Origin of the sequence: Streptomyces sp. NPDC058619, from assembly GCF_042717785.1 — a bacterium.
In the GTDB taxonomy this organism is placed as follows: domain Bacteria; phylum Actinomycetota; class Actinomycetes; order Streptomycetales; family Streptomycetaceae; genus Streptomyces.
In genome coordinates this window covers 68636-93299 of record NZ_JBHXQN010000026.1, presented here as the reverse complement: position 1 = coordinate 93299, position 24664 = coordinate 68636, and the positions used below count along the sequence as shown (strand labels likewise).

The following is a 24664-nucleotide window of genomic DNA, read 5'->3' as shown; positions in this document are numbered from 1 at the left end:
CCGACGGGAGGAGGTCGGCCAGCGGGTCGGGACGGACGGGATGCGGCTGCTTGAGGCTGTTTTCTCGGCCCAGGCACCGGCCGCCCTGCGGGAGGTGAAGCAGGTCCAGATCCTGCGGCGGATGTGGGTCCAGCATTTCTACCTGGTCGGAGGCGAGGTGAGGCGGCGGGACCCAAAAAACCGCCCGCCGGGCGCAAAACGCCTGGTCACGCCCTATGACCCCGAGGCGAGGGGCAGCAAGAAACGCGACATTCTGTGGGACGGCTACAAGGCGCATCTCACCGAGACCTGCGAGCCGGACACCCCGAATCTGATCACGAACGTTGCCACCACTGTCGCCACCGTCCCGGACAGCGTGATGAGCGAGGAGATTCACACCGGCCTCGCCGAGCGGGACTGCCTGCCTGGCGAGCACTGGGTTGACACCGGATATGTCAGCGCCGCCCAGATCGTGGCCGCCCGGCGTGAGCACGGCATCGAGCTGCACGGACCACTGCAAACGGTCACCGTCGCCCAGGAGAAGAAGGGCGGCGGCTACGGACAGGATGCCTTCGCCATCGACTGGGATCAGCAGCACGCCACCTGCCCGAACGGAGCCACCAGCACCCAGTGGGCCCTGCGCAGGTCCCAGGAGCAGCTTCCCGTGATCCGGGTCAGATTCTCCCCGGCCGACTGCCGGCACTGCCCCGCCTTGCGCGACTGCGTCAGCTCACCCAAGGCCGAACGCAGGGAACTCACCCTGCGCCAGCACGACGAACACCAAGCCCTCCAGCACGCCCGCGCTCTCCAGCACACCGGCGAGTGGAAGACCCGCTACAAGATCCGTGCCGGAGTCGAAGGAACCATCTCCCAAGGCGTCGGGCGCTGCGGCCTGCGCAGATCCCGCTACCGGGGCCTGGCGAAGACCAGTCTCCAACACCAGCTCACCGGCGCCGCCATCAACCTCGCCCGCATCGATGCCCACCTCACCGAAGCGCCCCGGGCTCGCACCCGCACCAGCCACTTTGCGGCACTTCGCCCCGCCGGATAGATCCGACGGGGCGAAACAACCCGGCCCGAATAAACCAACAGCGTCCGCGCGTCGCGGTCCGGGCCCCGTCCGAGAGGGCGTGCGGCCCCGTCCGAGAGGGCGTGCGAACCCGTCCGAAGGGGCGTACGGCCCCGTCCATGCGGGGCTCGGCCCCGGGCTCGGTTAGCCTGGGGCCAATATGAACCGTCTGACCACTCCTTTCGGCTCCTACGAGCTCACCCGCTTCCCCGAGGACCCGCGCGACCGGCTCTTCGCCTGGGACGCCGCCGACGAGTACCTCCTGCGCCACCTCGACTCCGGTACGGGCGAACGCGGCCCGGTGGACCTGGCCGGCGCCGGGCAGATCACCGTGCTCGGGGACCGCTGGGGGGCGCTGACCACGGCGCTCGCCGCGTACCACCCGGCGCAGATCACCGACTCCTCCCTGACCCGCTCCGCCACGGCGGCGAACCTGGACCGGGCCGGCATCGGCACGTCGAAGGCGACGGTGTCCCTGCTGACCACGCAGGACGCGCCGCCGGAGCGGATCGACGTCCTGCTGGTGCGCGTGCCGAAGAGCCTGGCGCTGCTGGAGGACCAGCTGCACCGGGTGGCCCCGCACGTGCACGCGGGGACCGTGGTCGTCGGCGCCGGCATGGTCAAGGAGATCCACACCTCCACCCTGCGGCTCTTCGAGCGAATCCTGGGCCCCACGAAGACCTCCCTCGCCGAGAAGAAGGCGCGGCTGATCTTCTGTACGCCGGGCACCCCCGGCGCCACGCGGCCGACGACCCCCGGGCCGTGGCCGCTGACGTACACGGTGGACGAGGACGGCGGCTCGGGCGCCGGGCTGACCGTCGTCAACCACGCCGGGATCTTCTGCGCGGACCGGCTCGACATCGGCACCCGCTTCTTCCTGCAGAACCTGCCGACCAACACCGACGGCGCCCGGGTCGTGGACCTCGGCTGCGGCAACGGCGTCGTCGGCACGGCGGTCCAGGTGCACGACCCGGACGCCGACGTCGTCTTCACCGACGAGTCGTACCAGGCCGTCGCCTCGGCGCAGGCCACCTACCGGGCGAACGTCCGTGAGGGCCGGCGGACCGCCGAGTTCCTCGTCGGGGACGGCGTGGCCATGCTGCCCCCGGGTTCCGTGGACCTGGTGCTGAGCAATCCGCCGTTCCACTCCCACCAGGCCACGACGGACGCGACCGCGCTGCGGATGTTCGCGCAGTCGCGGAAGGTGCTGCGCCACGGCGGCGAGCTGTGGGTGGTCGCCAACCGGCACATGGGCTACCACACGCACCTGCGGCGGCTGTTCGGCAACAGCGAAGTGGTCGCGAGCGAGCCGAAGTTCGTCGTCCTGCGAGCGGTCAAGCAGGATCGTCCGCGGGCTGTGTGAGCTGCCTGCCGGTACGTCCCGCGTGCGGCCGCCTGAGCGGCGCTCACGCCACGGCCCGCGGGTCCCGGAGCGCTCCGGGACCCGCGGGTCGCGCGTGCGCGCGGATCAGGCGTAGCGGCTGAGGTCGTGGAAGAAGTGGTCGATCCGGGTGGCGAGACCGCGCCGGGTGGCCTCGCTGAAGACGGTGGTGCCCACGGCGAGGTCGAGGACGCCGAGGCCGAACGGCGAGAAGACGACGGGCTTGTCCCGGGGGATGCCGACCTTCCCCTCAATGACGTCGTACAGGGTGCCGTCGATGAAGTCCCGGTTCCCCACGCGCTGTTCGGCCAGGTGCGGCGAGGTGTCCGCCTTCAGGCAGTGCTCCACGTCGTCGACGATGTTGGTGGACCCGAGGATGATCTCCGGGGACAGGTCGCGCAGCGAGACGTGCAGCACCACCGGGTTGTGGTCGAACCACCCGAGGTCGTGCACGTGCGGGGTGGCGGCCGTCGTCGCGAAGACGATCAGCTCCGACGACCGGACGGCCGTCTCGGCATCGGGGAGGACGGATATCTTCGCGCTCCGGCCCAGCCCGGACAGGTAGCCGCTGAAGGACTCCGCGTACTCGGCGCTGGTGTCGAAGATGTTGATCGCGTCGAACTCGAAGCCGGCCGCGGCCAGGTACTTCTCGATGTACCGGGCGATCAGGCCGGTCCCCACGAAGGTGATCGAGCGCGGCCGGTCGCGGTCGGCGTGCAGCTGAACCGCGGCGAGGGCGGCCGAGGCCGCCGTGCGGGTCGCGCTGATGATGGAGCTCTCCAGGCAGGCGAAGGGGTAGCCCGTCTCGTGGTCGTTGAGGATGAGCACCGCGGAGGCGCGCGGCAGCCCGCTCGCGATGTTGCCCGGGAAGCTGGAGATCCACTTGATCCCGTCGACCCCGAAGTCGCCGCCCAGCGCCGCCGGGAGGGCGATGATCCGGGAGTCGGGCCGGTCCGGGAACCGCAGGAAGTAGCTGGGCGGGTTGACGCTCTGCTGCTCGCCGTGGGTCAGGTAGGCGCGGCGCACGACGTCGATGACCCGCTGCGGATCCCCGTCGAGGACCTCGCTGACTGCGGCTCCGCCGATGACGGAGAACTGGGGTGTGGCGGACATGGATGCTCCAATGCGGAAGGAAACGAACGAGGTGGGAAGGAGTGGGAGGGAGGAGGGGACGGTGGTCGTGGTGGATCGGATCGGGTACGGGCGGCCCGTACGGGCCGCCCCGGTCAGGTCGCCGGAGCGGCCAGCCGGTGCAGGAACAGCGCCTCGGCGGTGGCCATGCGGGCCAGCAGGCCGGGATCGACGCTCTCGTCGGTGGAGTGGATGCGGGAGGCCGGGTCCTGCACCCCCAGGAGCAGGAACTCGGCGTCCGGGTAGAGGCCGGCCAGCGTGACGCAGACGGGGATGGATCCGCCCTGGCCGCAGCGGGCCGGCTCGGTCGCGAAGACGTCGCGCATGGAGCTCAGCATCGCGCGGTGGGCCGGGCCGTCGCTGCCCGTCTCGAACGCCTCCCACACGCCGAGGCGTTCGACCGTGACCTCGGCGCTCCGCGGAGCGGCCGCTTCGAGGTGCGCCGCGAGGGCCTCCTGCGCGCGGGCGGCCCCCGTACCGGGCGGAACCCGCAGGCTCACCAGGGCGCGCGCCCGGGCCTGTACGGCGGAGGTCGCGCCCGCGACGGCCGGGCAGTCGATGCCCACCACCGTGGCGGCGGGGCGGGCCCAGAGGAGGTCGGCCAAGGCCGCCGTACCGGGCAGCACCACGGAGGGCAGCACTTCCGCGTCGGCGCGGAACTTCTCGACGGGGTAGGGGGATCCGTCCCAGGTCTGCGACCGCTCCAGCCCGGCGACGCGGGTGTGGCCGTCCTCGTCGTAGAGGCTGTCCAGCAGCCGGACCAGCGCCGCGAGGGCGTCGGGGGCGGCGCCGCCGAAGCTGCCCGAGTGCGCGTTCGCGACGAGGGTCCGCGTGTGGACCTCCACCGTGGTCATGCCGCGCAGTGAGGTGGTGAGGGTGGGCACGTCGAGCGCGACGTTCGCGGTGTCGGCGATGACGACGACGTCCGCGGACAGCAGTTCGGGGTGGGCCTCGGCATAGCGTTCGAGGCCGCCGGTGCCCTGTTCCTCCGATCCCTCCACGATGAACTTGACGTGCACGTCGGGCAGTCGGCCGCCCACGGCCGCGAGGGCCCTGAGCGCCGTCAGGTGCATCAGGACGCTGCCCTTGCAGTCGGCGGCGCCGCGTCCGTACCAGCGCCCGCCGGCCTCGGTGAGCCGGAACGGGTCGGTGGCCCAGGCGCCCCGGTCGGCCGCCGGCTGTACGTCGTAGTGCGCGTAGAGCAGGACGACGGGGGCGCCCTGCGCTGCCGGGAGCTCCCCCCAGACGGCCTGGGTGCCGTCCGGGGTGTCCAGCAGTCCGACGTCGGTGAACCCCTGCGCGGTCATCGCGCCGGCGATCCACGCGGCGGCCGCCTCGCACTCGCCCACGAGGGCGGGGACGTCGGCGACCGACTCGAACGCGACGAGCTCGGCGAGGTCGGACCGGGTCCGCGGCATCAGGGCGTGCACCGCGTCGGCCAGGGACTGCGGGTTCATCGCGACTCCTCGTACGGGCAGTGGGCCGCCCGCGGTGGCGGGCGGGCGCGGGGTCATGCGAAGCGGACCGTGGCGGCGGCCCAGGCCCGCAGCTCGGCCTCCTCCTCGGCCGAGTCCGCGGTGAAGACGACGTGCCCGAGGCGGCACCGCAGGTCACGGGCGGCCGGTACGGGGTCACCGGGCCGCAGGTAGGTGCGCACCTCCACCACCCGGGGATGCCGTTCGAGCACGTCCAGGCCGTCGATCCGGTCGAGGACGTCGAGGCCGGGTGCGGTGAAGAAGTGCACGGCGGCGTACTTCGCCGCCGGCTGGGCGGGCGGCGTCGCCGTTTCGGGGTCGAGGCCCGTGTGCGCGGCGACCATGATGTGGCGCAGTGACACCCCGGTCGCCAGGGTGATCAGTTCGGCGATGCGGTCTCCGGCGAGGCGGGCGCCGATCTCGACCAGTACGGGGCCCTCCTCGGTGAGGCGCACCTCGGCGTGGAAGGGGCCGAGGCCGATGCCGAGTCCGGTGACGACGGCCGTGGTGTAGTCGCCGATCCGGGACCGGGCGTCGGGGCCGAGGTCCGCCTGCACCACGTGGCCGAGCTCGACGAAGTAGGGCTCGGCGCCGAGCAGTTTGCGGGTGAGGGAGACGATGGTCACCCGGTCCCCGCTGACGTATCCCTCGACGGAGTACTCGGGGCCGTCCAGGTACTGCTCCAGCAGCGCCCGGCCGTCCTCCGGCTGGTCGAAGACGAAGTCGGCGCGGTCGGCGAGCCTGCGGTACGCGGCGTGCAGCTGTTCGCGGTCGTCGACGCGGCTGACCTGGATGGAGCCGGATCCGGCGGCCGGCTTCAGCACGCAGGGGAAGCCGACCGCGGCGGCCGCGGCGTCGAGGTCCCCGGGGGCAAGGACGGGGGCGTACCGCGGTACGCGGATGCCCGCCGCCGAGAGCAGGGAGCGCATGCGGGTCTTGTCCCGGACGGCTTCGGCGGTCTCCAGGGGCAGCCCGGGGAGGCCGAGTTGGTGGGCGATGCGGGCGGCGGCGTCGACGTAGAACTCCGAGCCCGAGACGACCCCGCTCAGGGGGGTACGGGCGTGGGCCCGGGCGGCGGCCGCGGCCAGGGCGGCCGGGTCGTTGGTGTCGACGACCACGAAGGTGTCGATCTCGGCGCGGGCGGCCTCGGGGACCACGCGGTCGCCGGCGTCGTGGGAGAAGACCACGGTGGCGAGGCCGAGGTCGCGGGCGGCGCCGAGCAGGGTCAGTCCCGAGGACATCGGCTCGATGACCAGCAGCTGCTTCCGGGTCGTGGGGGCGGCGGCGGGCATGGGCGTCTCCTTGTGCGGGTCGCGCTGCGGGGCGGTGGGGTGCCGGGGGCTCACGTCACGGGCTCCGTCCGGGGCGGGGCGGCCGCGAGCGGCGAGAGGCTGATGCCGCCGAGGACGTACTGGATGGCGCCGGTGATGGTCAGTTCGCGCTGGTCCATGCGGCTCTCGTGGGCGGCGTCGACGTGCCCCTGGCGGTGCCAGAACGCGAGGTGCCAGGCGTGGTCGGCCGGGACGACGTGGTGCAGGTCGTGGGCCGGCAGGTCGGAGACGAGGACGCCGAACCGGGCGGGCGTCTGGAGGAACACCATCCTGGTGGTCCAGCGGGCCCAGGCCGCGGCGCGCCGGGCGGCCGGGGCGTCCCGTGCGGGCAGGGGCTCCAGACAGAAGCGGGCCCAGCAGCGCGAGACGTAGTCGCCGCGGCTGGCGGGGGCGCCGTCGAACGCCATCCAGGGGTGCTCGGACACGGTCTGGAACAGTGCCGCCCAGTGGAACAGCGGCAGCCAGGGCACGACGAAGGCGAGGGTGTACTCGACGCCGTCCATCCGGAAGCCCATCAGGACGAGGAAGCCCACCCAGACCGTGGAGGCGATCCGCCGGGTCCAGGTGGCGGTGATGAAGTTGGTGCGGATGCGGAAGGTGATGAACGGCAGGTGCAGCCGCGGGGAGAACGGGGTCCGGTGGAGCGTCTTGCGCAGCCGCTCCATCGGCATGCCCGGCCGGAAGCCGAGGTACATCAGGAAGCCCGCGTCGGGGTCCTTGATCGTGGTGAAGACCTTGCGGTTGTGGTGGCTGCGGATGTGGTCCTCGAAGATGTCCTCGTAGTTCGAGGTCAGGCTGACCGCGCTGGACACCACCTGGACCACTTTGTCCACGTGCTTGTTGCCGGAGACCTCTTTGTGGACGGCGTGGTGGCTCCAGGTGACCTGGAGCTTGCGCACCGCGTTGACGGTGACGAGCCAGGTGAGCGGCAGGACGGCCGCGGCGTACCAGTCGAGGAACCGGACGGCGTACACGCTGGCGAGGACGGCGGCGGCCAACTGGGCCAGCGTGAGGAACCAGTTGACCAGCGGAGGCGTGATCCAGCGGGGGGCGCGCTGTCCGGGCGCGGCCTTGCCGGAGAAGATCGTGACGAGCTGCTGGGTCCAGTCCGGGAACCGCTCGGCGTAGTCGAGGCGCAGTTGTTCCATGGAAGCCGATATGCGGGCGGGCGAGGGCGTTTCCTGCGGCACGGTGACTCCTTGCGGATCGGTGGGGCCCTGTCTCTGCCACATGGGTGCGTCAGGCCCCTTCGAGGCGTACGGTCAGCAGCCGGCCGGCCTCGTCCAGGCTCTTGACGACGTTCTCCGGCAGGCTTCCCTCGGCGATCACGTATCCCAGCCGGTCGTAGGCGTTCTGCGGGGCCCGGACCGGGCGGCCCGGCGCCGCGGTGAGGTGGACCCGCTCCACGCCCGGTACCTCGGCGGCCTCGGCCGCGCCGTCGACGGCGGCGAGCACTCCGTCGCGGTCGGCCGTCAGGAAGCGGATGCCGGCCGTCGTCTCCCGGGTCCCCTCCAGGTCGGGGGCCAGGCCGCAGGCGGCGCGGAGCTGCTGTTCCAGGAGCTCGACGCCGGTGGCCAGCCGGATCAGCTCCGGGATCATGCCTCCGGCGAGCCGGGGGTTGACCTCGACGATCAGCGGGCCCCGGTCGGACATCCGGACCTCGGTGTGCGTGGGGCCGGTCAGGACGCCCAGTGCGGTGAGGGCGGCCGTCACGGCTGCGCGCAGCGCGGTGGCGTCGTCCTCGGCGAGCGGGGCCGGGAAGACGTGCTGCCGCTCCACGAAGTGGGGTCCGCCCGAGACCGTCTTGGCGGTGATGCCTGCGCACACGGGCACGCCGTCCGTGCTGAACATCTCGACGCTGTACTCGGGCCCCTCGACGTACTCCTCGACGAGGACGGTGCGGGCCGTCGGCAGCCCGCGGACGTTGGTCTCGACGGCCAGCACCCGCTCGGTGTGTGCGTGGGCCTCGGCGTGGGACCGGCACAGGAGCACGTCGTTGGAGCCCGAGTCGTCGGCGGGCTTGACGACGCACGGCAGGCCCACCCGGTCCACCGCCGCGCCGAGTTCGGCGGTGGAGCGGACGGCGGCGAAGCGCGGCTGGACGATGCCCGCGGCCTCGAGGAGGGTGCGTACGGTGGCCTTGTTCCGGCTGTCGGCCATGGCCTGCGGGGGGTTGCCGGGCAGGCCCAGCCAGTCGGCCAGTGCGGCGACGACCGGTACGTAGAAGTCGCTGGTGGTGGTGATGCCGGCGATCTCCCGGCGGGGGAAGCGCTCGCCGACGGCGGCTCTGAGGCCGCGTTCGGTGGCGGTGTCGCAGACCACGATCTCGCAGTCGGTGTCCCGGGCGCCCGCGTACCGTTCGGGGGCGTTCGTCAGCAGGACGGGCTCCAGGCCGAGCCGGCGGGCCAGGTCGAGGGCGAGGACGCCCGTACCCGAGGTGTTGGCCTCGACGAACAGGAGCTTGCGCGGTCCGGCGGGCCGCTCGCCGAGGGCGGCGTACGACCAGGCGGTGACCTCGGTGCCCGGGCCGACCTCGGCCGGTGTGCGGGAGACGGGCTGGTCGGTCACCGCGCGGTCGGTCCAGTAGGCGTCGCTGTAGACGTTGTCGGCGTAGCGGTCGCCCCGGTCGGGGAAGATGCCGACGATCCTGGTGCCGGGGGCGGACCGGCGGGCGACGTCCTGGAGGACGCGGTAGACGGAGCCGGAGGTGTTCCCGGCGAAGATCTGCTGCTCCAGCGCCAGCGCGCGGGTCGCCTCGAACGCCTCGTGGTCGTTCAGCCAGTGGATCTCGTCGATGAGGCCGCGGTCCAGGTTCGCCGGTACGAGGCTGTTGCCGAGGCCGCCCTGGAGCCGTCCGGGGTTGTCGGGCTGGTCGAAGACGACGCTGCCCACGCAGTCGACGGCGACCACGCGCAGGTCGGGGAGGAACCGGCGCAGGGCGCGGGCGGAGCCGGACAGGGATCCCCCGCTGCCGACCGAGCCGACGAGGACGTCGAACGGGCCGAGGTCGGAGATCAGTTCCTCGGCGAGGAAGCGGTAGGCGCCCGGGTTGTCGGGGTTGCTGTACTGGCGGGGCCAGAAGGCGCCCGGCAGGTCCCGGATGAGCGTGGCGAGGCGTTCCAGCCGGGCGCTCTGCCAGCCGGCGCCCGACATGGCCTCCACGACGTGCACGGTGCAGCCCAGGGCGTGCAGCTTGGCGTGGGTGACCGGGTCGATGCGGGGGTCGGTGACGATGTGCACGGGATGCCCGAGGCGCGCGCCGACGAGGGCGACGCCGAGGGCCATGGTGCCCGAGGAGCTCTCGATGACGGGGGCGCCCTCGGCGAGCTCCCCGGTCCGGCGGGCCTGGAGGATGGTCTGCCGGGCGACGCGGTCCTTCATTCCGTACAGGTTCTGCAGTTCCAGCTTGGCGTAGACCTCGACCGGGTCGGGGAGGTCCAGCGCGAGTCTGACCAGCGGGGTGTGGCCGATGGCGTCGACGATGCTCTGGTAGGGCATGTTCACCTCCGGGGTGAGGAGTGGTCGGGGGCCGGCTGGCCGCAGGAGTGGAACACGGTGGCGCTGCCCGCGAGTTCGGTGGCGCGGGCCCGGGCCTCGGCGATCTTGCGCGCGTACTCCGGGTCGGACCGGGAGACCAGCACGCCGAGGGCGGTGCCGCTGTGCGCGACGGCGACGCCGAGGGCGTCGAGGTCCCGGGAGAGGTCGATCATCCGTTGGAGCAGGCGCTTGGGACGCAGCCGCTGGTTCATCACGGCGCTGCGGGTGGCCACGCGGCCCACCGACCGCAGGTCGCCGCTGCGCACGGCGTGGCCGATCTCCTCCAGCAGGCCGTCGTACTCGCGCCGTTCGGCCAACGAGAAGTCCTTGGGCCGCCGGTTGAACTCGATGGTGTCGACCACGCCGCCCTCCTCGACGCCGACGACGGACAGGGGGCTCAGCGCGCCGAACCGCTCCCGCAGTCGGACCTCGCGGTGGTAGAAGGCGACGACACCGGGGTACATCACGCCGTCGGTGGGTTCGATCCGGCGCAGGAAGAACTCGATGGTCCCGCAGTCCGCCGTGCGCCCGAGGGCGTCGGCGACCGCGCGGGCGGTGGCGACCAGGTCCGCGGAGGAGCTGGCCAGCCCCTTGCCCTCGGGCAGTTCTCCGCGGAGGTCGAGGTGGCCGCCGCCCGGGACGCCGTACTCGCGCAGCATGAGCTGGACGAGCCGGCGGGAGCGGTGCTTGCGCGGCGGGAACACCGAGACGTCCGTGGCGTCCGGGTCGGCCGCGAAGACGGCCGCCGCACCCCGGTCGATGGGCAGGGTCACGAGGAAGTCGAGCTGCTCGGCCGACGTGGCCCCCTGGAGCAGCTCGCCGAAGGTGCCCGGGGCCCGGCCCGTGCCGACCCGTGCCGGGTCGGCGGCCCGGACGGCCCGGACGGCCGGGGCCGTACTGTCGGCGCGGGTCATTCCGGGGCCTCCTCGCGGACCGCCGTGCCGCCGAGGCCGAGGAGGGCGTCGACGCGCCTCAGGCCGGTGTCGACGGTGCCCCGGCGCGTGGACCAGGCGGTGTCGAGGGACCGGTGCAGGGCGTCCTGGTCGTCGAGCAGGGCGCGCACCCGGTCGGGGTGGGCCGATCCGTCGGACGTCTTGCGGTACAGCTCGCCGTCCCCCTGGAAGGCCGTCGCGAGCAGTTCCTCGGGGGCCTCCAGGGTGAAGCCCTGCTCGGCCGCCGCGGTCCGCAGCAGTTCCGGTGCGCACCGGCGGGGCGGCAGGCCGGCGGCGTCGGCCGCCACGACGTAGCGGCCGGCGATGACCTGAGCCTTGCGCCAGGGCACCGACTCCCGGAGGGTCAGCTCGTTGGCGAGGGTGAATCCGCCGAGGAACTCCCGGTCGACGGCCTCGCGCATCCGCTTCCCGTCGAAGTCGAGGTTCTCGACCACCGCGGTGAACAGCCGCAGCGTGGTGCCCAGGGTGGTGAACATCGGCAGCAGGTTGGCCCCGGCCTCCTTGGACACCTCGACCATGTTGCTGAAGGGCGTGGCGCGTTGGGCGAGGAGCATGTCGAAGTAGTAGGCGCTCAGGTGCGCGGACTTGCCCCGGATCCGTTCCAGGACCGGGTAGTTCTTCTTCTGCGGCATGGCCGCCGAGATCCCGGACAGTTCGTCGGGCAGCACGATGAAGCCGTACGGGCCGCTGCCCCAGGTCATCAGGTCGCTGATGAACCGGCTCAGCGAGGAGCCGAGGAGGGACAGTTCGGCGGCGGTCTCCAGGACCCAGGCCCGCGAGGCCACGCCGGTCAGCGCGTGCGGCTGGGGGGCCGAGCACCCGAGGAGCCCGGCCATCCCGTCGCGGTCCCAGGGGAGGTCCTGTCCCGTCATGGCGCCGGAGCCGAGCGGGCAGAGGTTGATCCCGTCGTACGTGGACAGCAGCCGGCCCAGGGTGTGCAGCATCTGCTGGGAGACGGCCGCCAGGTAGAAGCCGGGGGTGATGGTCTGGGCCGCCTGGAGGTGCGTCTGCCCGACCATCGGCAGGTCGGCGGTGCGTGCGGCGAGCCGGTGGACGGCCCGGGTGAAGGTGAGGAGGGCGCGGGCTCCGTCGTGCAGCAGCCGCCGTCCGAACAGGAGTTGGGCGGTGGCCTGCATGTCGTTGCGGCTGCGGTCGACGTGCCAGGCGGTGACGGGCCGGCTCAGGCCCTGCTCGACGTACTGCTCCAGGGCGAACGCGATGTCGGACATGTTGGTCCGCGCGTCCGCGGTGATGCGGTCGCGGGTCGCCTGGTGCAGCAGCCTGCCTATCTCGGCGGCCTGGGGCTCCGTGATCAGCCCCATGCGCCGGTACTCGATCGCGAAGACCTTCTCGATCGTGGTGTACCAGGGCAGGAGGTGCTCGGCCTCGTAGCGGAACTGGGGCTCCAGCACCTCCTCGTGGAGCAGCAGGCTGGGGGTGCCGCTGATCCTGCCCGTGAGCCGGTCGGCCTCTCCCACCGGCGCCTGGTCGTGGGAAGGACTCATGTCTTCTCTCCGGTTTCTCAGGTGGGGGTCCCGTTCGGGCGGTCGGACAGGATCCCCTGCCGCCGGGCGGGGCGGCGGGCTCCGCGGAGCCCGCCGCCCCGTGCGTTCAGCTGGTGCTCTCCAGTGCGGCCAGGTCCTGGCGGACCGTCTCGGCGAGGAGTTCGGGGCGGCTGGTGTTGAGGTAGTGGCCGCCGTGGTCGGTGACGACGAGGCGGCACTGCGGCACGAACCGCTCCCAGTTGCCGACGGCCGCGGTGTGGTCGCCCATCAGCGCGTCGTCGGTGGACAGGACCACGGTGGCGGGCGCCTTGAGGGCGGCGCGGCCGGGGTCCGAGAGCGCGAGGTGGAACCCGTGGGTGGCCTCGACCGTGTCGTAGCGGAACGACCTGGCGAGGTCGGTGCGCTCGGTCGCGGACAGCCGGTGGACCTCGTCGAGTCCGGTGTTGTCCGCCATCCAGTCCATGATCTGCTGCTCGCTCATGTGCACCACCTCGTTGGCGGCGTGGTCGGCCGGGTCCGTCGACCGCAGCAGCTTCGCCACGATCAGCAGCCGGCCGACGTGGTGGCCCTGCCCCTCCAGGGTCCGGATGAGGTGCATCGCCAGCGAGGCGCCGGCGCAGTGGCCCAGGACCAGCACGGGTCGGCCGGCGGCCTCTCGGGCCACTTCGTCGGCGAGCTGCTCGGCGAGGACGTCCACGGCGACCATCGGGCGGTCGTCGCCGACCGTGCGGCCCGGCAGTTCCGTACCCATGACCCGGGCGGTGACGCCGTCGTCGGCGAGCTGCCGGGCCAGCGGTACGTAGCTGACCGCGCTGCCGCCCGCGAAGGGGATGCAGACGAGGAGGGCGTCGGTGGTGTCGAGGCGTGCCCCGGCGGCCGCGGTGAGGTCGACCAGGAGGTCGCGGCGCGCGCCGTCGCGCTGGGCGAAGCTCGCCGCGATCAGTCTCGCGGTGGGCCTGACCAGCAGGTCGCGCAGCGCGATGCGGCCCTGAGAGGAGGCCGCGACCTTCATCGCGGCGATCGAGTGGCCGCCGATCTCGAAGAAGTTGTCGGTGACCCCGATCTCGGAGGGGTCCGCGCCGAGCACGGAGGCGAACAGGTCGCGGACGAACTCCTCGTCCGGGGTGGCGGGCTGCTCGCGCGCGGCGTCGTGCCCGGTGCTCAGCGGCCGGGCGGCCAGCACCTTGCGGTCGGTCTTCCCGTTGGAGTTCAGCGGGAAGGCGTCGAGGTGCACGAGGATCTCGGGGTGCATGTAGTCCGGGATGATCTCGGCGAGCTGCCGCTTGAACTCGGTGCGGTCGGGTTCGGCCGTGCCCGTGTAGAAGGTCACCAGCCGCTTCTCGCCGACGACCTCGCGGGCCAGGGTCACCGCGGTCTCCACGCCGGGCAGCCGGTTGACCGCTCCGTCCACCTCGGAGAGCTCGATGCGGTACCCGCGGATCTTCACCTGGCCGTCGCGGCGGCCGGCGCAGTCGAGCAGCCCGCCGGGGAGCCACCGGCCGACGTCGCCGGTGCGGTACAGCAGGGCCGACCGTCCGTCGAGCGTGTTGGGCTCGAACGCCGCGGCGGTGCGCTCGGCGTCGTTGACGTATCCCAGGCCGACACCGGCGCCGGTCACGCAGATCTCGCCGTAGCTGCCGACGGGGCGCGGCCGGCCGTCGGCGCCCACGACGTGCAGGCTGGTGTTGATGATCGGCCGCCCGATCGGGACCCGGACGCCGTCGAAACCGCTGTCCATGAAGTGGTGGGTCACGTCGTCGGAGCACTCGGTCGGGCCGTAGGCGTTGATCACCGGAATCCGGTAGCTCGCGAACCAGCGCCGGGTCAGCGCGGGCGGCAGCGTCTCGCCGTTGATGATGTTGAAGCGCAGGGCCGGCAGCGGCGCGGGGCGCTGCTCGACCTCCGTGAGCAGCGCGTCGGTGTACGAGGGCACCGTCTCCAGGATGGTGATGCCGTCCTCGGCCAGCGCGGTGAGGAAGGCGGGCAGGTCCACGACGGTTTCGTGGTCGTAGATGACGGTGCGTCCGCCCACCAGCCAGACGACGAGCAGCTGCCAGACGGAGATGTCGAAGCACTGGGTGCTGAGCTGGGCGACCCGGTCCTCGGCGGTCAGCTTGAGGTCGACGACCTTGGACAGCAGGTGGTTGAGCATGCCGGAGTGGCGCACCGTGGCGCCCTTGGGGTCGCCGGTGGATCCCGAGGTGAAGATGATGTAGGCGGTGTCCGCCGGCGCCGGCCGGGCGGGGAGCGCGGCCGGGACGCCCTCGCCGGGGGCCCGGAGCGTCACCACGGTGAGTCCGTCGACGCGTGCGCGCAGGTCCGCGCCGATCCCCGGGGCGTCCCCGGCCTCGGCGACCAGGAAACGCGAGCCGCTGCGCCGCAGCACGGCGGCGATCCGCTCGGCCGGGAAGCCGCGGTCCTGGGGGAGGTAGACCGCGCCGATCTTGAGCAGGGCCAGCATCGTGAGCGACCAGTCGATGCCCCGCGGCAGCACGGTGGTGACCACGTCGCCGGGGGTCACGCCGGCCGCCAGCAGCTGCGCCGCGTACCGGTCGGAGGCGAGGTCGAGTGCGGCGTAGTCGAGCCGCTCGGCGCCGTGCTCCAGGGCGATCGCGGCCGGGGTCCGGCGGACCTGCTCGGCGAAGGCGTCGAGGAAGGTCCCGTCCGGCAGCGGGTACGCGGGGCCCTCGGACATCGACGTCAGCTGGGCCTGCTCCCGGGCGCCGATCAGCGGGGTCGCGGCCCGGTCCGCCGCCGGGTCGGCCACCAGCGCCCGCAGGGCGTCGAGGTAGTAGCCGCCGACGCGCTCGACCTGCTCGTCCTCGTAGACCGCGTGGTGGAAGTGCAGGCTCAGCAGCACCTCGTCGCTGACCGCGTCCTGGGAGAACTCGGCGCGGAAGGGGAACTCGCTCTGCACGTTGACGATCGACCGGACCAGCTCGAAGCCGTCGCGGGCGGTGAGGTCCTTGAGCACGTGGAAGTGAGTGAAGTTGAAGACGGTCTCGAACAACGTCTCGCGGCTGCCGACGGCGCGCTTGATCTCGGCCATCGGGAACCGCCGGTGCGGCAGCAGGCCGGCCTCGGCCGCGTAGACGGCGTTGACCAGGTCCTCCCAGCTCGTGCCGAGGTCGCGGACGCGGAACGGCAGGGTGTTGAGGAACAGCCCGGCGATGTCCTGTCCGCCTTCGACCTCCGGGCGGCCCGAGTGCTCGTAGCCGGTGATGACGTCCGAGGTTCCGGCGACGAAGGCCAGTACCCCGACGTGGGCGGCCAGCAGCACCGCCTTCACCGGGACCCGCAGGTCGCGGGCGGTCGCGAGGACGGCGTCGGAGAGGTCCTCGGGGAAGACGACGTCGTGGATGCCCACGCCGGTGCGCCGGGGGTCCGGCTCGGTGTACGGGGTGATCCGGGTGCTTTCGGCACCCTCCATCACCTCCAGCCAGAACCCGCGCTGCTCGGGCGAGCCGACGGCGGCCTGCTCCAGGGCCACGTACTGGCGGTGCGACATGACCTGCCGGGAGCCGCCGTGCGGCTCCTCGCCGTCCAGGATCGCGAAGTACGCGGAGAAGACGTCGCGGTGGACGGTGTTGACGCTCCAGCCGTCCAGCGCGGCGTCGTGGTAGCTCAGCGAGTACTGGTACTCGTCGTCGGACAGCAGGTGGAGGTGGACGCGGACGAGGTCGGTGCTGCCGTAGTGGAAGCCGCCGCGGAGTTCGAGTTCGGCGTACCGGCGCAGGTCCTCCTCCTGCTCCCCGGCCGACCGGCCGCGCAGGTCGAAGACGCGCAGCGGGGACGGGGCGGTCGCGTGAACCAGCTGCAGCGGCGTGCTGAAGCCGTTCAGGTGGAAGGAGGTGCGCAGCAGGGAGTGCCGGCGTACGACCGAGGCGACCGCCCGCTCGAAGAGGTCGGTGTCCACGGTGCCGCGGATCCGGTAGCTGAGGATGTCGTGGTACATCCCCTCGGTGCCGCCGCGCAGGGCCTCGTAGATCAGGCCGACCTGGAGCTGCGACATGGGGTAGGCGTCGACGATGTCCGCGGGGAGCAGCGCCCGGTCCTCGGCGCCGACCAGCGCGAAGGGCTCGACGTCGGGCTCGGGCGCGTCGGGCCGGGCGGCGACGACGCGGCCGGCGAGCTCCGCGATGGTGGGGTGGCCGAAGAGTTCCTGGAAGGTGAAGTCCAGACCGGCGGCCCGGGAGCGGGCGAGCACCGTGATGAACTTGATGGAGTCCCCGCCGAGGGAGAAGAAGTTGTCGTCCACGCCGACCGTGTCGAGGCCGAGGACCTTGGCCCAGATCTCGGCGAGCTGCTGCTCGGCCGGTGTCCGCGGGGCCCGGTGGGCGGCGACGGGTCCCCCGTCGAGCAGCGGCGCGGGCAGCCCGGAGACGTCGCGCTTGCCGTTGTGGCTGGTGGGGATCGCGGGGACCTCGATGATGTGCTGCGGGACCATGTAGGAGGGGAGTTCGGCCTCCAGGGCGGCGCGCAGGGCGGTCGCGTCGAAGTCGTCGCCCGCCACGACGTAGGCCACCAGGAGGCTGTCGCCGGCGTCGGTGGGCCGTGCGACGACCGCGCTCTGGCGGACTCCGGCGGTCCGCTGGGCGACGTGCTCGATCTCGCCGGGTTCGATGCGGTAGCCGCGGATCTTCACCTGGGTGTCGAGGCGGCCGAGGTACTCCACGGTGCCGTCGGCAAGCCACCGGGCCAGGTCGCCGGTGCGGTAGCGGCGCTCGCCGTCCTCGCCCGTGACGAAGCGCTCGGCGGTGAGCTCGGGGGCGTGCAGGTAGCCGCGCGCGAGTCCCGTGCCGGCGATGCACAGTTCGCCGGGGGTGCCGATCGGGGCGTGGTCGCCGGACCGGGTCCTGACGCTGAGCCGGATGTTGCTGATCGGGCGGCCGATCGGCACGGACCGGGTGCTGTCGAGGTCGGCGCAGGGCTGGTGGGTGACGTCCACGGCGGCCTCGGTGGGGCCGTAGAGGTTGACTAGCTCGCGCCCGTCGCCCAGGAGCTCGTCGAACTGCCGCACCTGGTCGACGGCGAGGGCCTCGCCGCTGGCGAAGATCCGGCGTACGCGGGAGAGCCGCTCCCGTTCGCCCGTCGCGCCGACGAAGCCGAGGAAGGCGTGGAGCATCGAGGGGACGAAGTGCAGGGTGGTGGCCCCGGTCTCCTCGATCCGGCGGATGATCCGCTCCGGGTCGCGCTCGTCGCCGTTGGGCAGGGTGGCCACCGCCGCACCGGCGAGGGACCACCAGAAGATCTCCCAGACGGACACGTCGAAGGTGAACGGCGTCTTGTGGAGGATCACGTCGCCGTCGTGCAGCGGGTACGCGCTCTGCATCCACCAGAGGCGGTTGACGATCGCCCGGTGCTCGACCATCACGCCCTTGGGGCGGCCGGTCGACCCCGAGGTGTAGATGACGTACGCGACGTCGTCGGGACCGGTGACGGGCTCCAGATCCCCGTCGGGCTGCGCGGCGACGGCGGGGTCGCCGAGCAGCAGCACCCGCTGCCCCCCGGCCACGGCGGCCGTGTCCGGGGTGGCGACGACGAGGGTCGCCCGGCTGTGTTCCAGCAGGTACGCGATGCGGTTGGGCGGCAGCGTCGGGTCGACCGGCAGGTAGGCGCCGCCGGCCTTCAGGACGGCGAAGATGGCCGTCAGGAGCTCGGTGGAGCGCGGGACGCACACGGCGACCGGGCTGCCCGGCTCCACCCCGGAGGCGCGCAGGGTGCGGGCCAGACGGTTCGCGGCGGCGTTGAGCGCGCCGTACGTGGTGCCGTCGTCGACGACGGCGACGCGGTCCGGCTCGGCCGCGGCGCGCTCCTCCAGGAAGCTGTGCAGGAGGCGGTGGTCGGGGAAGGGCGCCGCGGTGTCGTTGAACGCCCCCTCGATCTGCTCCAGCTCGGCGGCGTCCGGGCGGAGCAGCGGTCCGACGGCGAGCGAGGGGTCGCCGACCAGGCCGGCGAGGGTCCGGGCGTAGGCGGCGGCGAGGCGGCGGCCGGTGGCGTCGGTGAAGTGGGCCGGGTCGTAGTCGAGTTCGACGCGGGGCGCGAGCCCGTCGGCCGGCAGGTGGAGGTCGAAGAGCAGCGGGCTCCCGGTCGCCCGCGCGTCCTCGGCGGTGAGCTGCCCGTCGAGCGAGACGACGAGGTCGCTCGGCCGTGCGTCGAGCTGGTCGAGCAGCTGCCGGACGGGGATGTCCAGGTTGGCCGAGGCCGCCAGGTAGGCCGCGCGGACGGCGGTGAGCAGCTCGCGGCCGGACTCGGCACCGGTCAGCGCGAGGCTCACCGGGACGGTCCGGTTGAGGCCTTGGTCCCGGCTCTGGTCCTGGCCTTGGTCCGGATCCTGCCGCAGGGGGGCGGGAGCGAAGACCGTGACGGAGGGGAGGTCAGTGCTGCGGACCGCGAGGAGCGCGAGGGCGCTCGCGCCGATGACGGCCTTCAGGACGGCGTCGCCCTGGGTGATCCGGGCGACGGCCCGTGCGGCGTCGGGGTCCAGTGCGACCGTGACGCGCTCGGCGGGCCGGGCGCCGTGGTGGGCGTGGTCGCGTATGAGCACGGTGGGTTCGGCCCAGGCGCTCTGCTGTGCGTCCCAGAACTCCGCCTGGGCGGGGTGGGCGGTGCGGGCCTGCTGCAGTTGGAAGATGCTCATCTCGAAAGTTCCGGTCTCGACCGGGGGCACGGCTGGGGGCGGCCCAGCCCGCCCCGCTGCTGCGGATGGGGAAGGGTGGAGAAGTGGCCCGGCGGGGCCCCGGTGGCGGCGCGGGGCCCTCAGCGCGGACTGCTGCCGATCTCTCGGTCCGGTGCTTCCTCGCACGTCGCCCCGGCGGGCTGCGAGCCCGCGCGCTGCGGCGCTGTCGGTTGTGCCGCTGTCGGTTGTGCCGCTGCAGGCTGTGGCCGCGGCGGTGTCCGTACGGGGGGCGGCTCCGCCGCCTTCGCCTCGGGGGCGGGGACGACGCGCGCCTTGCTCTCCAGGAAGGCCGCCACCGAGGTGCCGACGAGCGTGGCGAGGAACAGGCCGCTCTGGTAAGGCAGATGGCTCAGCAGGAGGCCGCCGGCGCCCGCGATGAGTCCGATGAGCAGCGCGCGGCGGGTGGTGAAGGAGGAGACGACCAGGCCGATGTACGAGGCGTAGACCGCGAAGTCCAGCCCCCAGGAACTCAGATCGGCGAGGGTCTGGCCGAAGATCCAGCCGCAGAGCGTGGCGAGGTTCCAGGCGATGTAGATGGCGACGGCGTTGCTCAGCACGTACCAGCGCCGGTTGTCCTGCTCGGGCGCGGGTTCGCTGAACCGCTTCGCCGCGAGGGCGTAGACGGCGTCGGTCATGCCGAAGGCGATGGCCGCGCGCCAGAACACGGGCATGGGCCGTACGTACGGCGACAGCGCGGCGGAGTAGAAGACGTGCCGCAGGTTGATCAGCAGGACCGTCATGACGGTCAGCGGCCATGCGGCGCCCGAGGTGATCATGCCGAGGCCGATCATCTGGGCGGAACCGGAGTTGACCACCAGGCTCATCAGCATGGTGTTGACCACGTCCAGGCCCTGCGCCTCGGCGAGCGCGCCGAACAGCAGGCCGAACGGTACCGCGCCGATGATGACGGGGACGGCGGCCAGGGCGCCTTGCAGTGCCTCACCCCCGCGGCTGTGTCGGGGCAACATCAATTCAACCTCGTTCCGGAGGGAGGGCGGAGCTGGTTCACAGCGCGAACTTGGTGACCATGAAGCCGGCCATGGCGACCGCGAACACCAGGAAGAAGGCGTCCCGCTTGAACGCACCCACAGTGAACCCGCAGACGGCCCCCACCAGGTACGGGGCGACCGTCTTCGGGTCGCCGGCGTCCCCGGCCAGCACCACCGACGGCACGATGATCGCCATCAGCACCGCCGGCATCACGTAGGGCAGGGTGCTGCGGATACGGGTGGGCAGGTGCTCGGGGCCGATCGGTCCGAAGAGTGCGTAGCGGAGGGCGAACGTCACCGCCCCGCAGAGGATGATGGTCAAGGGGGTCATCAAAATCTCGCCTTGGTCAGAAGGAGAAGTCGGCGGCTTCGAGGACCCGCCCGGGTCCTTCGGCCGCCTCCGGCAGGACCGGAGCATGCGGGTCGAGCGACAGCTCGCGGAGCGCGTCGAGGACACGGTCCAGGAGGAAGGCGGCGGAGGTCCGTTCGAAGAGCGCCGTGGAGTACTCCAGTTCCAGCGTGAAGCGGTCCGGCTTCTGCCAGGCCTGGAGGTTGAGGTCGAAGCGGCAGGTCCCCGGGTGCGGCAGCGAGAGCATCGCTCTCCGGCCGTGCTTGCGGAAGCTGTGGAAGTCGATGTCCTGCAGGGCGAAGAACACGTCGAACAGGGCGTTGCGGCTCAAATCCCGCGGAAGGTCGAGCCGTTGGACGAGGTCGACGAACGGGTACTCCTGGTGGTCAAGGGCGGCCCGGTGTTCCGCCCCCAGGTCCCGCAGCAGATCGCCCAGTCCGGCGCCCGCGCGCGGTCTGGCGCGCAGGACCACGGTGTTGACGAACATGCCGACCACGGATTCGAGGTCCGGGTGCGGCCGGCCGCCCATGGGGCTTCCGACGGCGATGTCCCGTTGCCCGCTCAGGCGGGCGAGGGCGGCGGTCCAGGCGGTCAGCAGCACGGCGAAGGGGGTCAGCGACTCCCGGGCCGCCACCGCCCGTACGTGCGCGGTGTCCTCGGGAGACAGGTCCACCGTCAGCACGGCGCCCGCCGTGGACCGCAGCGCGGGGCGCGGCCGGTCCGTCGGCAGCTCCAGCGGCGGCGCCGGGTCGGCGAACTTCGCCAGCCAGTACCGTTCGGCCTCCTCCGCCTCCGGGGTGGCCGTGCGGGCGTCGGCCCATTCGGCCGCGGCGGCGTAGTCCACCGCCGGGGCGTCCGGCTCGAAGCCCGCGTAGAGCTCGAACAGCTCGTCCACCAGGAGCCGCAGCGAGATCCCGTCGAAGACGATGTGGTGGACGTCGAGGTGGAGCACGTCCTCGCCGGAGCGATGCCGTTCGAGGAGCGCCCGCAGCAGCGGCGGTTCGCCGAGGTCGAAGGGCCTGATCCAGTCGGGAGCCGCACCGTCGACGACGGTGAGTTCGACGGTCGCGGCGTCCTCCGCCCGCCGCACGACTCCTCCGCCGTCGGTCGCGAACCGGCTCCGCAGGGCGTCGTGCCGGGCGATCAGCCGGTCGAGCGTCGCGCGCAGGCGGTCCGGATCGAGCGGGCCCCCCGCTTCCACACGGACCGGGATGTTGTAGACGAGGCTGTCCGGATCGAGCTGCCAGAGCGCGTGGAGGGCCCGCTGCTGCGGGTGGAGCACGCCGCTTCCGGTGGCCGCCGGGATCGGCGCCAGCCCGGTGGCGGCGGCCCCCGCCACCGCACGGGCCATGGCGCCGAGGGTCCGGGCGGTGAAGAGGTCGCCGAACCCGAGCCGTACGCCGGGGTCCCGGGCGAGCCGGCCGATGAGGGCGCCGGTGGCGATGGAGTTCCCGCCGAGTTCGTAGAAGTCGTCGTCCAGGCCGAACCCTTCCGCGTCCAGGCCCAGTACGTCGGCCCAGTGGCGGGCCAGCGTCAGCTCGTCGGGGGTGGCCGGGGCCGCTCCGGCCCCGCTCCGCAGGGGCGGCGGGGGCAGGAGGGCGCGGTCGACCTTGCCGTTGGCGTTCAGGGGCAGCCGGTCCACCGGCACCAGGTGGGCCGGGCACATGTACGACGGGAGCCGCCTGCGCAGCACGTCCAGGACGTCCTGCTCGTCATGTCCGGGAGCGAGCACCACGTGGCTGATGAGCTGTTTGGCGCCGCCGGGGCCGTCGTCGACGCTGGTGTGGCTGTCGGTGAGACCGGGGATCTCCAGCAGCGCGTTGTCGATGTCGCCGAGTTCGATGCGGTGTCCGCGGATCTTGACCTGGCTGTCCGTCCGGCCGTGGAAGGAGAGGACGCCGTGGGCGTCGCAGCTCACGAGGTCGCCCGTGCGGTAGTGCCGTACGCCGTCCACCAGGACGAACTTCTCGGCCGTCAGCTCGGGGTTGTCGAGGTAGCCCCGGGCCAGGCCGGTGCCCGCCGTGTAGAGCTCGCCGATCTCGCCGGCGGGCACGGGCCTGCGGTCGGCGTCGAGGACGGCGACGGTCGTCCCGCTGATGGGGCGCCCGATCGGGATGGACGTCTCGTAAGTCCGCTCGACGGGGAAGACGGTGGTGAAGGTGGTGTTCTCGGTGGGGCCGTAGCCGTTCAGCACGCGCAGGGCCGGATGGGCCCGGCGGACGAGGTTGACGTGCCGGCAGGAGAGCACGTCACCGCCGACCAGGAGGGTCCGCAGCCCGGCGAAGAGGCTGACGTCCTCGTCCACGAGCTGGTTGAACAGCGGGGAGGTGAGCCACAGGACGGTGGTGCCGGCGTCGTGCAGGGCCGCCTTGAGGAGCGCGGGCGTCAGCAGCACGTCCTGGTCCACGATCTGCAGGACGGCGCCGTTGAGCAGCGCTCCCCAGACCTCGAAGGTGGCGGCGTCGAATTCGAGGGCGCCGGTCTGCAGGAACCGCTCGTCCTCGGAGAAGGTGAAGTAGTCCGCGTCCCGGACCAGGCGTACGACACCTGCGTGCTCGACCATCACGCCCTTGGGGCGGCCGGTGCTGCCCGAGGTGTACATCACGTAGGCCAGCGGCGAGCCGGTGACACCGGCGGGCCGGTGGGCCGCGGAAGTACGGGCCGGGGAGGCGGGCGTGCCCGGGGCCGGGGAGGCGGACGCACCCGGGGCCGGGGAGGCGAGCTCTCCGAGTTCGCGCACGGCGGTTCCGTCCGGCGCGACCCGCGCCAGGGATTCCCGCAGTCCGGCGCCGCACAGCACGACGGGGGCCCGGGAGTCCCCGAGTATGCGTGCGATGCGCTCTTCGGGGTAGGCAGGGCTCACGGGCAGGTACGCGGCTCCGGCCAGCACCGTCCCGAGCATGGCGACGACGGCGTCGGCGGAGCGGTGGAAGGCGATGGCGACGAGCGCCTCCTCGCCGACACCGAGCGCGGCGAGACCGGCGGCCACCGCTGCGGCACGCATGTGGAGTTGGCGGTAGGTGAGCCGTTCGGCGCCGTGGGCGAGGGCCGGCGAATCCGGCGTGCGCTCGACCTGGGCAAGGAACAACTCGTCAAGTCGGGATGGAGAGTTCGAACTGGCGGGCATTCTCGACTCCTTACCCCTGGGCGAATTCGGCGACGGGGGTGGCCACTTCCGGCAGCGGCTCGAACGTTCCGATGTCGCCGTAGTGCATGCGGACCCAGCCCTCGTCGTAGACGGTGTCGAGGTACCGCTCACCGAAGTCCGGCGATATGGCGACCGCGCAGGTGTCGGGGCGTTCGGTGCGGAGCCGCTGCCAGGCGCCGTGGAGCACGGTGCCGGTCGACCCGCCGAAGAGGAAGCCCCGGCCGGCGAGATAGCGGCACATCCGGATCGTGTCCGCCTCGTCGACCATCACGACTTCGTCGATGACGCGCCTGTCGGCGATGGCGGGCGGCTGGCTCGACCCAAGGCCGGGGATGAGCCTGCGTCCGGGCGGGCCGCCGAACGTGATGGATCCGGTGCTGTCGACGGCGACCACCCGGGCGGGGTGGCCGATCGCCTTGAGGTAGCGGGCGCAGCCGACGAGGGTCCCGGTGGTGCCGGCGCCGACGAACAGGTACTCCAGGTGCGGGTAGTTCCGGATGATCGCCGGGGCGGTGGTGTTGTAGTGGGCGCGCCAGTTGTTCTCGTTGGAGTACTGGTTGAGCCAGACGAGGTCCGGGTCGGCGGCGCAGGCGTCCCGGACGTACCGGATCCTGCTGCCCAGGAAGCCGCCGTTCTCGTCCGGGTCCGAGACCAGGACGACCTCGGCACCGAGCGAGCGCATGAGGTGGACGTTCCGCTCGTTGCACCGGATGTCGGTGACACAGACGAACCGGTATCCACGGTCGGCGGCGATCGCGCTGACGGCGATGCCGAGACTGCCGGAAGAGGATTCGATAATCGTGGAACCCGGCTTCAGCCTGCCTTCTCGTTCGGCCGCCGCTATCATCGCCGCCGCCGCTTTGGCTTTGACCGATCCGAAGAAATTGAACCCTTCGCACTTCAGTGAAAGGTTGCGCCCCAGAGCGGGGTGAAGGTCGACGAATATCTCATCCAGAATGAGGTCCTGCGGCGCTCTGACCTCAACGCCGGAATAGCTCTGCTGAGCCTGTGAAATCATAGAGTGATTCCTAAAGATATCTACCGATATCACTCGGCAGACGACAGTCCTGCGCCATTATTCGAGGAAAATCACTACTGGAATGCAATGACGGGGTGAAACTGGCCTCATGGCCGATCG

At 72.3% G+C, this 24664-nt stretch carries 14 protein-coding genes; 2 read left to right on the top strand and 12 right to left on the bottom strand.

The window, feature by feature from the left end:
* Positions 1 to 1030 (top strand): transposase (locus tag ACFWTC_RS24350; RefSeq protein WP_384074541.1); only part of this gene is annotated, 1030 nt, incomplete at its 5' end.
* Positions 1031 to 1217: 187 nt separating this feature from the next.
* Positions 1218 to 2411 carry a methyltransferase gene (locus ACFWTC_RS24345; protein ID WP_383922945.1) on the top strand — a complete coding sequence of 398 codons (1194 nt, stop codon included), beginning with the start codon at positions 1218 to 1220 and terminating at the stop codon, positions 2409 to 2411.
* Positions 2412 to 2516: 105 nt separating this feature from the next.
* Here the strand turns inward: ACFWTC_RS24345 and sbnB are convergent, their stop codons facing one another.
* The 12 genes from sbnB to sbnA form a co-directional block, all read right to left on the bottom strand.
* Complete coding sequence (sbnB, locus tag ACFWTC_RS24340; protein ID WP_384028416.1) at positions 2517 to 3542, bottom strand: 2,3-diaminopropionate biosynthesis protein SbnB; 1026 nt, start codon at positions 3540 to 3542, stop codon at positions 2517 to 2519.
* A gap of 113 nt (positions 3543 to 3655) precedes the next feature.
* Positions 3656 to 5017 (bottom strand): M20/M25/M40 family metallo-hydrolase, encoded by a 1362-nt coding sequence (locus tag ACFWTC_RS24335; protein WP_384028414.1) that lies wholly within the window; start codon positions 5015 to 5017, stop codon positions 3656 to 3658.
* Between the two features lie 53 nt (positions 5018 to 5070).
* Positions 5071 to 6381: an ATP-grasp domain-containing protein gene (locus ACFWTC_RS24330; RefSeq protein WP_384028412.1), complete on the bottom strand. Its 1311-nt coding sequence runs from the start codon at positions 6379 to 6381 to the stop codon at positions 5071 to 5073.
* The gene (locus ACFWTC_RS24325) at positions 6378 to 7556 is read right to left on the bottom strand and encodes a hypothetical protein (RefSeq protein ID WP_384028410.1); all 1179 of its coding nucleotides are present in this window, start codon (positions 7554 to 7556) and stop codon (positions 6378 to 6380) included. Before ACFWTC_RS24325 ends, ACFWTC_RS24330 begins: the two co-directional genes overlap by 4 nt.
* A gap of 49 nt (positions 7557 to 7605) precedes the next feature.
* Positions 7606 to 9864, bottom strand: coding sequence for a pyridoxal-phosphate dependent enzyme (locus tag ACFWTC_RS24320; RefSeq protein ID WP_384028409.1), 2259 nt, complete (start codon positions 9862 to 9864; stop codon positions 7606 to 7608).
* Between the two features lie 2 nt (positions 9865 to 9866).
* Entirely contained in the window at positions 9867 to 10817 is a 951-nt protein-coding gene (locus ACFWTC_RS24315) for a kinase (protein ID WP_384028407.1), read from the bottom strand.
* The gene (locus tag ACFWTC_RS24310; protein ID WP_383922919.1) at positions 10814 to 12361 is read right to left on the bottom strand and encodes an argininosuccinate lyase; all 1548 of its coding nucleotides are present in this window, start codon (positions 12359 to 12361) and stop codon (positions 10814 to 10816) included. The genes ACFWTC_RS24315 and ACFWTC_RS24310 overlap by 4 nt, the downstream gene beginning before the upstream one ends.
* Positions 12362 to 12467: 106 nt before the next feature.
* The gene (locus ACFWTC_RS24305; protein ID WP_384028405.1) at positions 12468 to 19001 is read right to left on the bottom strand and encodes an amino acid adenylation domain-containing protein; all 6534 of its coding nucleotides are present in this window, start codon (positions 18999 to 19001) and stop codon (positions 12468 to 12470) included.
* 119 nt (positions 19002 to 19120) lie between these two features.
* Positions 19121 to 20008 carry an AzlC family ABC transporter permease gene (locus ACFWTC_RS24300; RefSeq protein WP_383922914.1) on the bottom strand — a complete coding sequence of 296 codons (888 nt, stop codon included), beginning with the start codon at positions 20006 to 20008 and terminating at the stop codon, positions 19121 to 19123.
* Positions 20009 to 20045: 37 nt separating this feature from the next.
* Positions 20046 to 20360 (bottom strand): AzlD domain-containing protein, encoded by a 315-nt coding sequence (locus ACFWTC_RS24295; protein WP_383922911.1) that lies wholly within the window; start codon positions 20358 to 20360, stop codon positions 20046 to 20048.
* Positions 20361 to 20376: 16 nt separating this feature from the next.
* A complete protein-coding gene (locus ACFWTC_RS24290) occupies positions 20377 to 23505 on the bottom strand; it encodes an amino acid adenylation domain-containing protein (RefSeq protein ID WP_383922909.1) in 3129 nt (1042 codons plus the stop codon).
* A 10-nt stretch (positions 23506 to 23515) separates the two neighbouring features.
* The gene (gene sbnA, locus ACFWTC_RS24285) at positions 23516 to 24544 is read right to left on the bottom strand and encodes a 2,3-diaminopropionate biosynthesis protein SbnA (RefSeq protein WP_383922907.1); all 1029 of its coding nucleotides are present in this window, start codon (positions 24542 to 24544) and stop codon (positions 23516 to 23518) included.
* Between the last annotated feature and the right edge of the window lie 120 nt (positions 24545 to 24664).

Coding starts and splice junctions, on each gene's coding strand:
- sbnB (WP_384028416.1), bottom strand. CDS start 3,542: ATGTCCGCCACACCCCAGTTCTCCGTCATCGGCGGAGCCGCAGTCAGC.
- ACFWTC_RS24335 (WP_384028414.1), bottom strand. CDS start 5,017: ATGAACCCGCAGTCCCTGGCCGACGCGGTGCACGCCCTGATGCCGCGG.
- ACFWTC_RS24320 (WP_384028409.1), bottom strand. CDS start 9,864: ATGCCCTACCAGAGCATCGTCGACGCCATCGGCCACACCCCGCTGGTC.
- ACFWTC_RS24315 (WP_384028407.1), bottom strand. CDS start 10,817: ATGACCCGCGCCGACAGTACGGCCCCGGCCGTCCGGGCCGTCCGGGCC.
- ACFWTC_RS24310 (WP_383922919.1), bottom strand. CDS start 12,361: ATGAGTCCTTCCCACGACCAGGCGCCGGTGGGAGAGGCCGACCGGCTC.
- ACFWTC_RS24305 (WP_384028405.1), bottom strand. CDS start 19,001: ATGAGCATCTTCCAACTGCAGCAGGCCCGCACCGCCCACCCCGCCCAG.
- ACFWTC_RS24300 (WP_383922914.1), bottom strand. CDS start 20,008: ATGTTGCCCCGACACAGCCGCGGGGGTGAGGCACTGCAAGGCGCCCTG.
- ACFWTC_RS24295 (WP_383922911.1), bottom strand. CDS start 20,360: ATGACCCCCTTGACCATCATCCTCTGCGGGGCGGTGACGTTCGCCCTC.
- ACFWTC_RS24290 (WP_383922909.1), bottom strand. CDS start 23,505: ATGCCCGCCAGTTCGAACTCTCCATCCCGACTTGACGAGTTGTTCCTT.
- sbnA (WP_383922907.1), bottom strand. CDS start 24,544: ATGATTTCACAGGCTCAGCAGAGCTATTCCGGCGTTGAGGTCAGAGCG.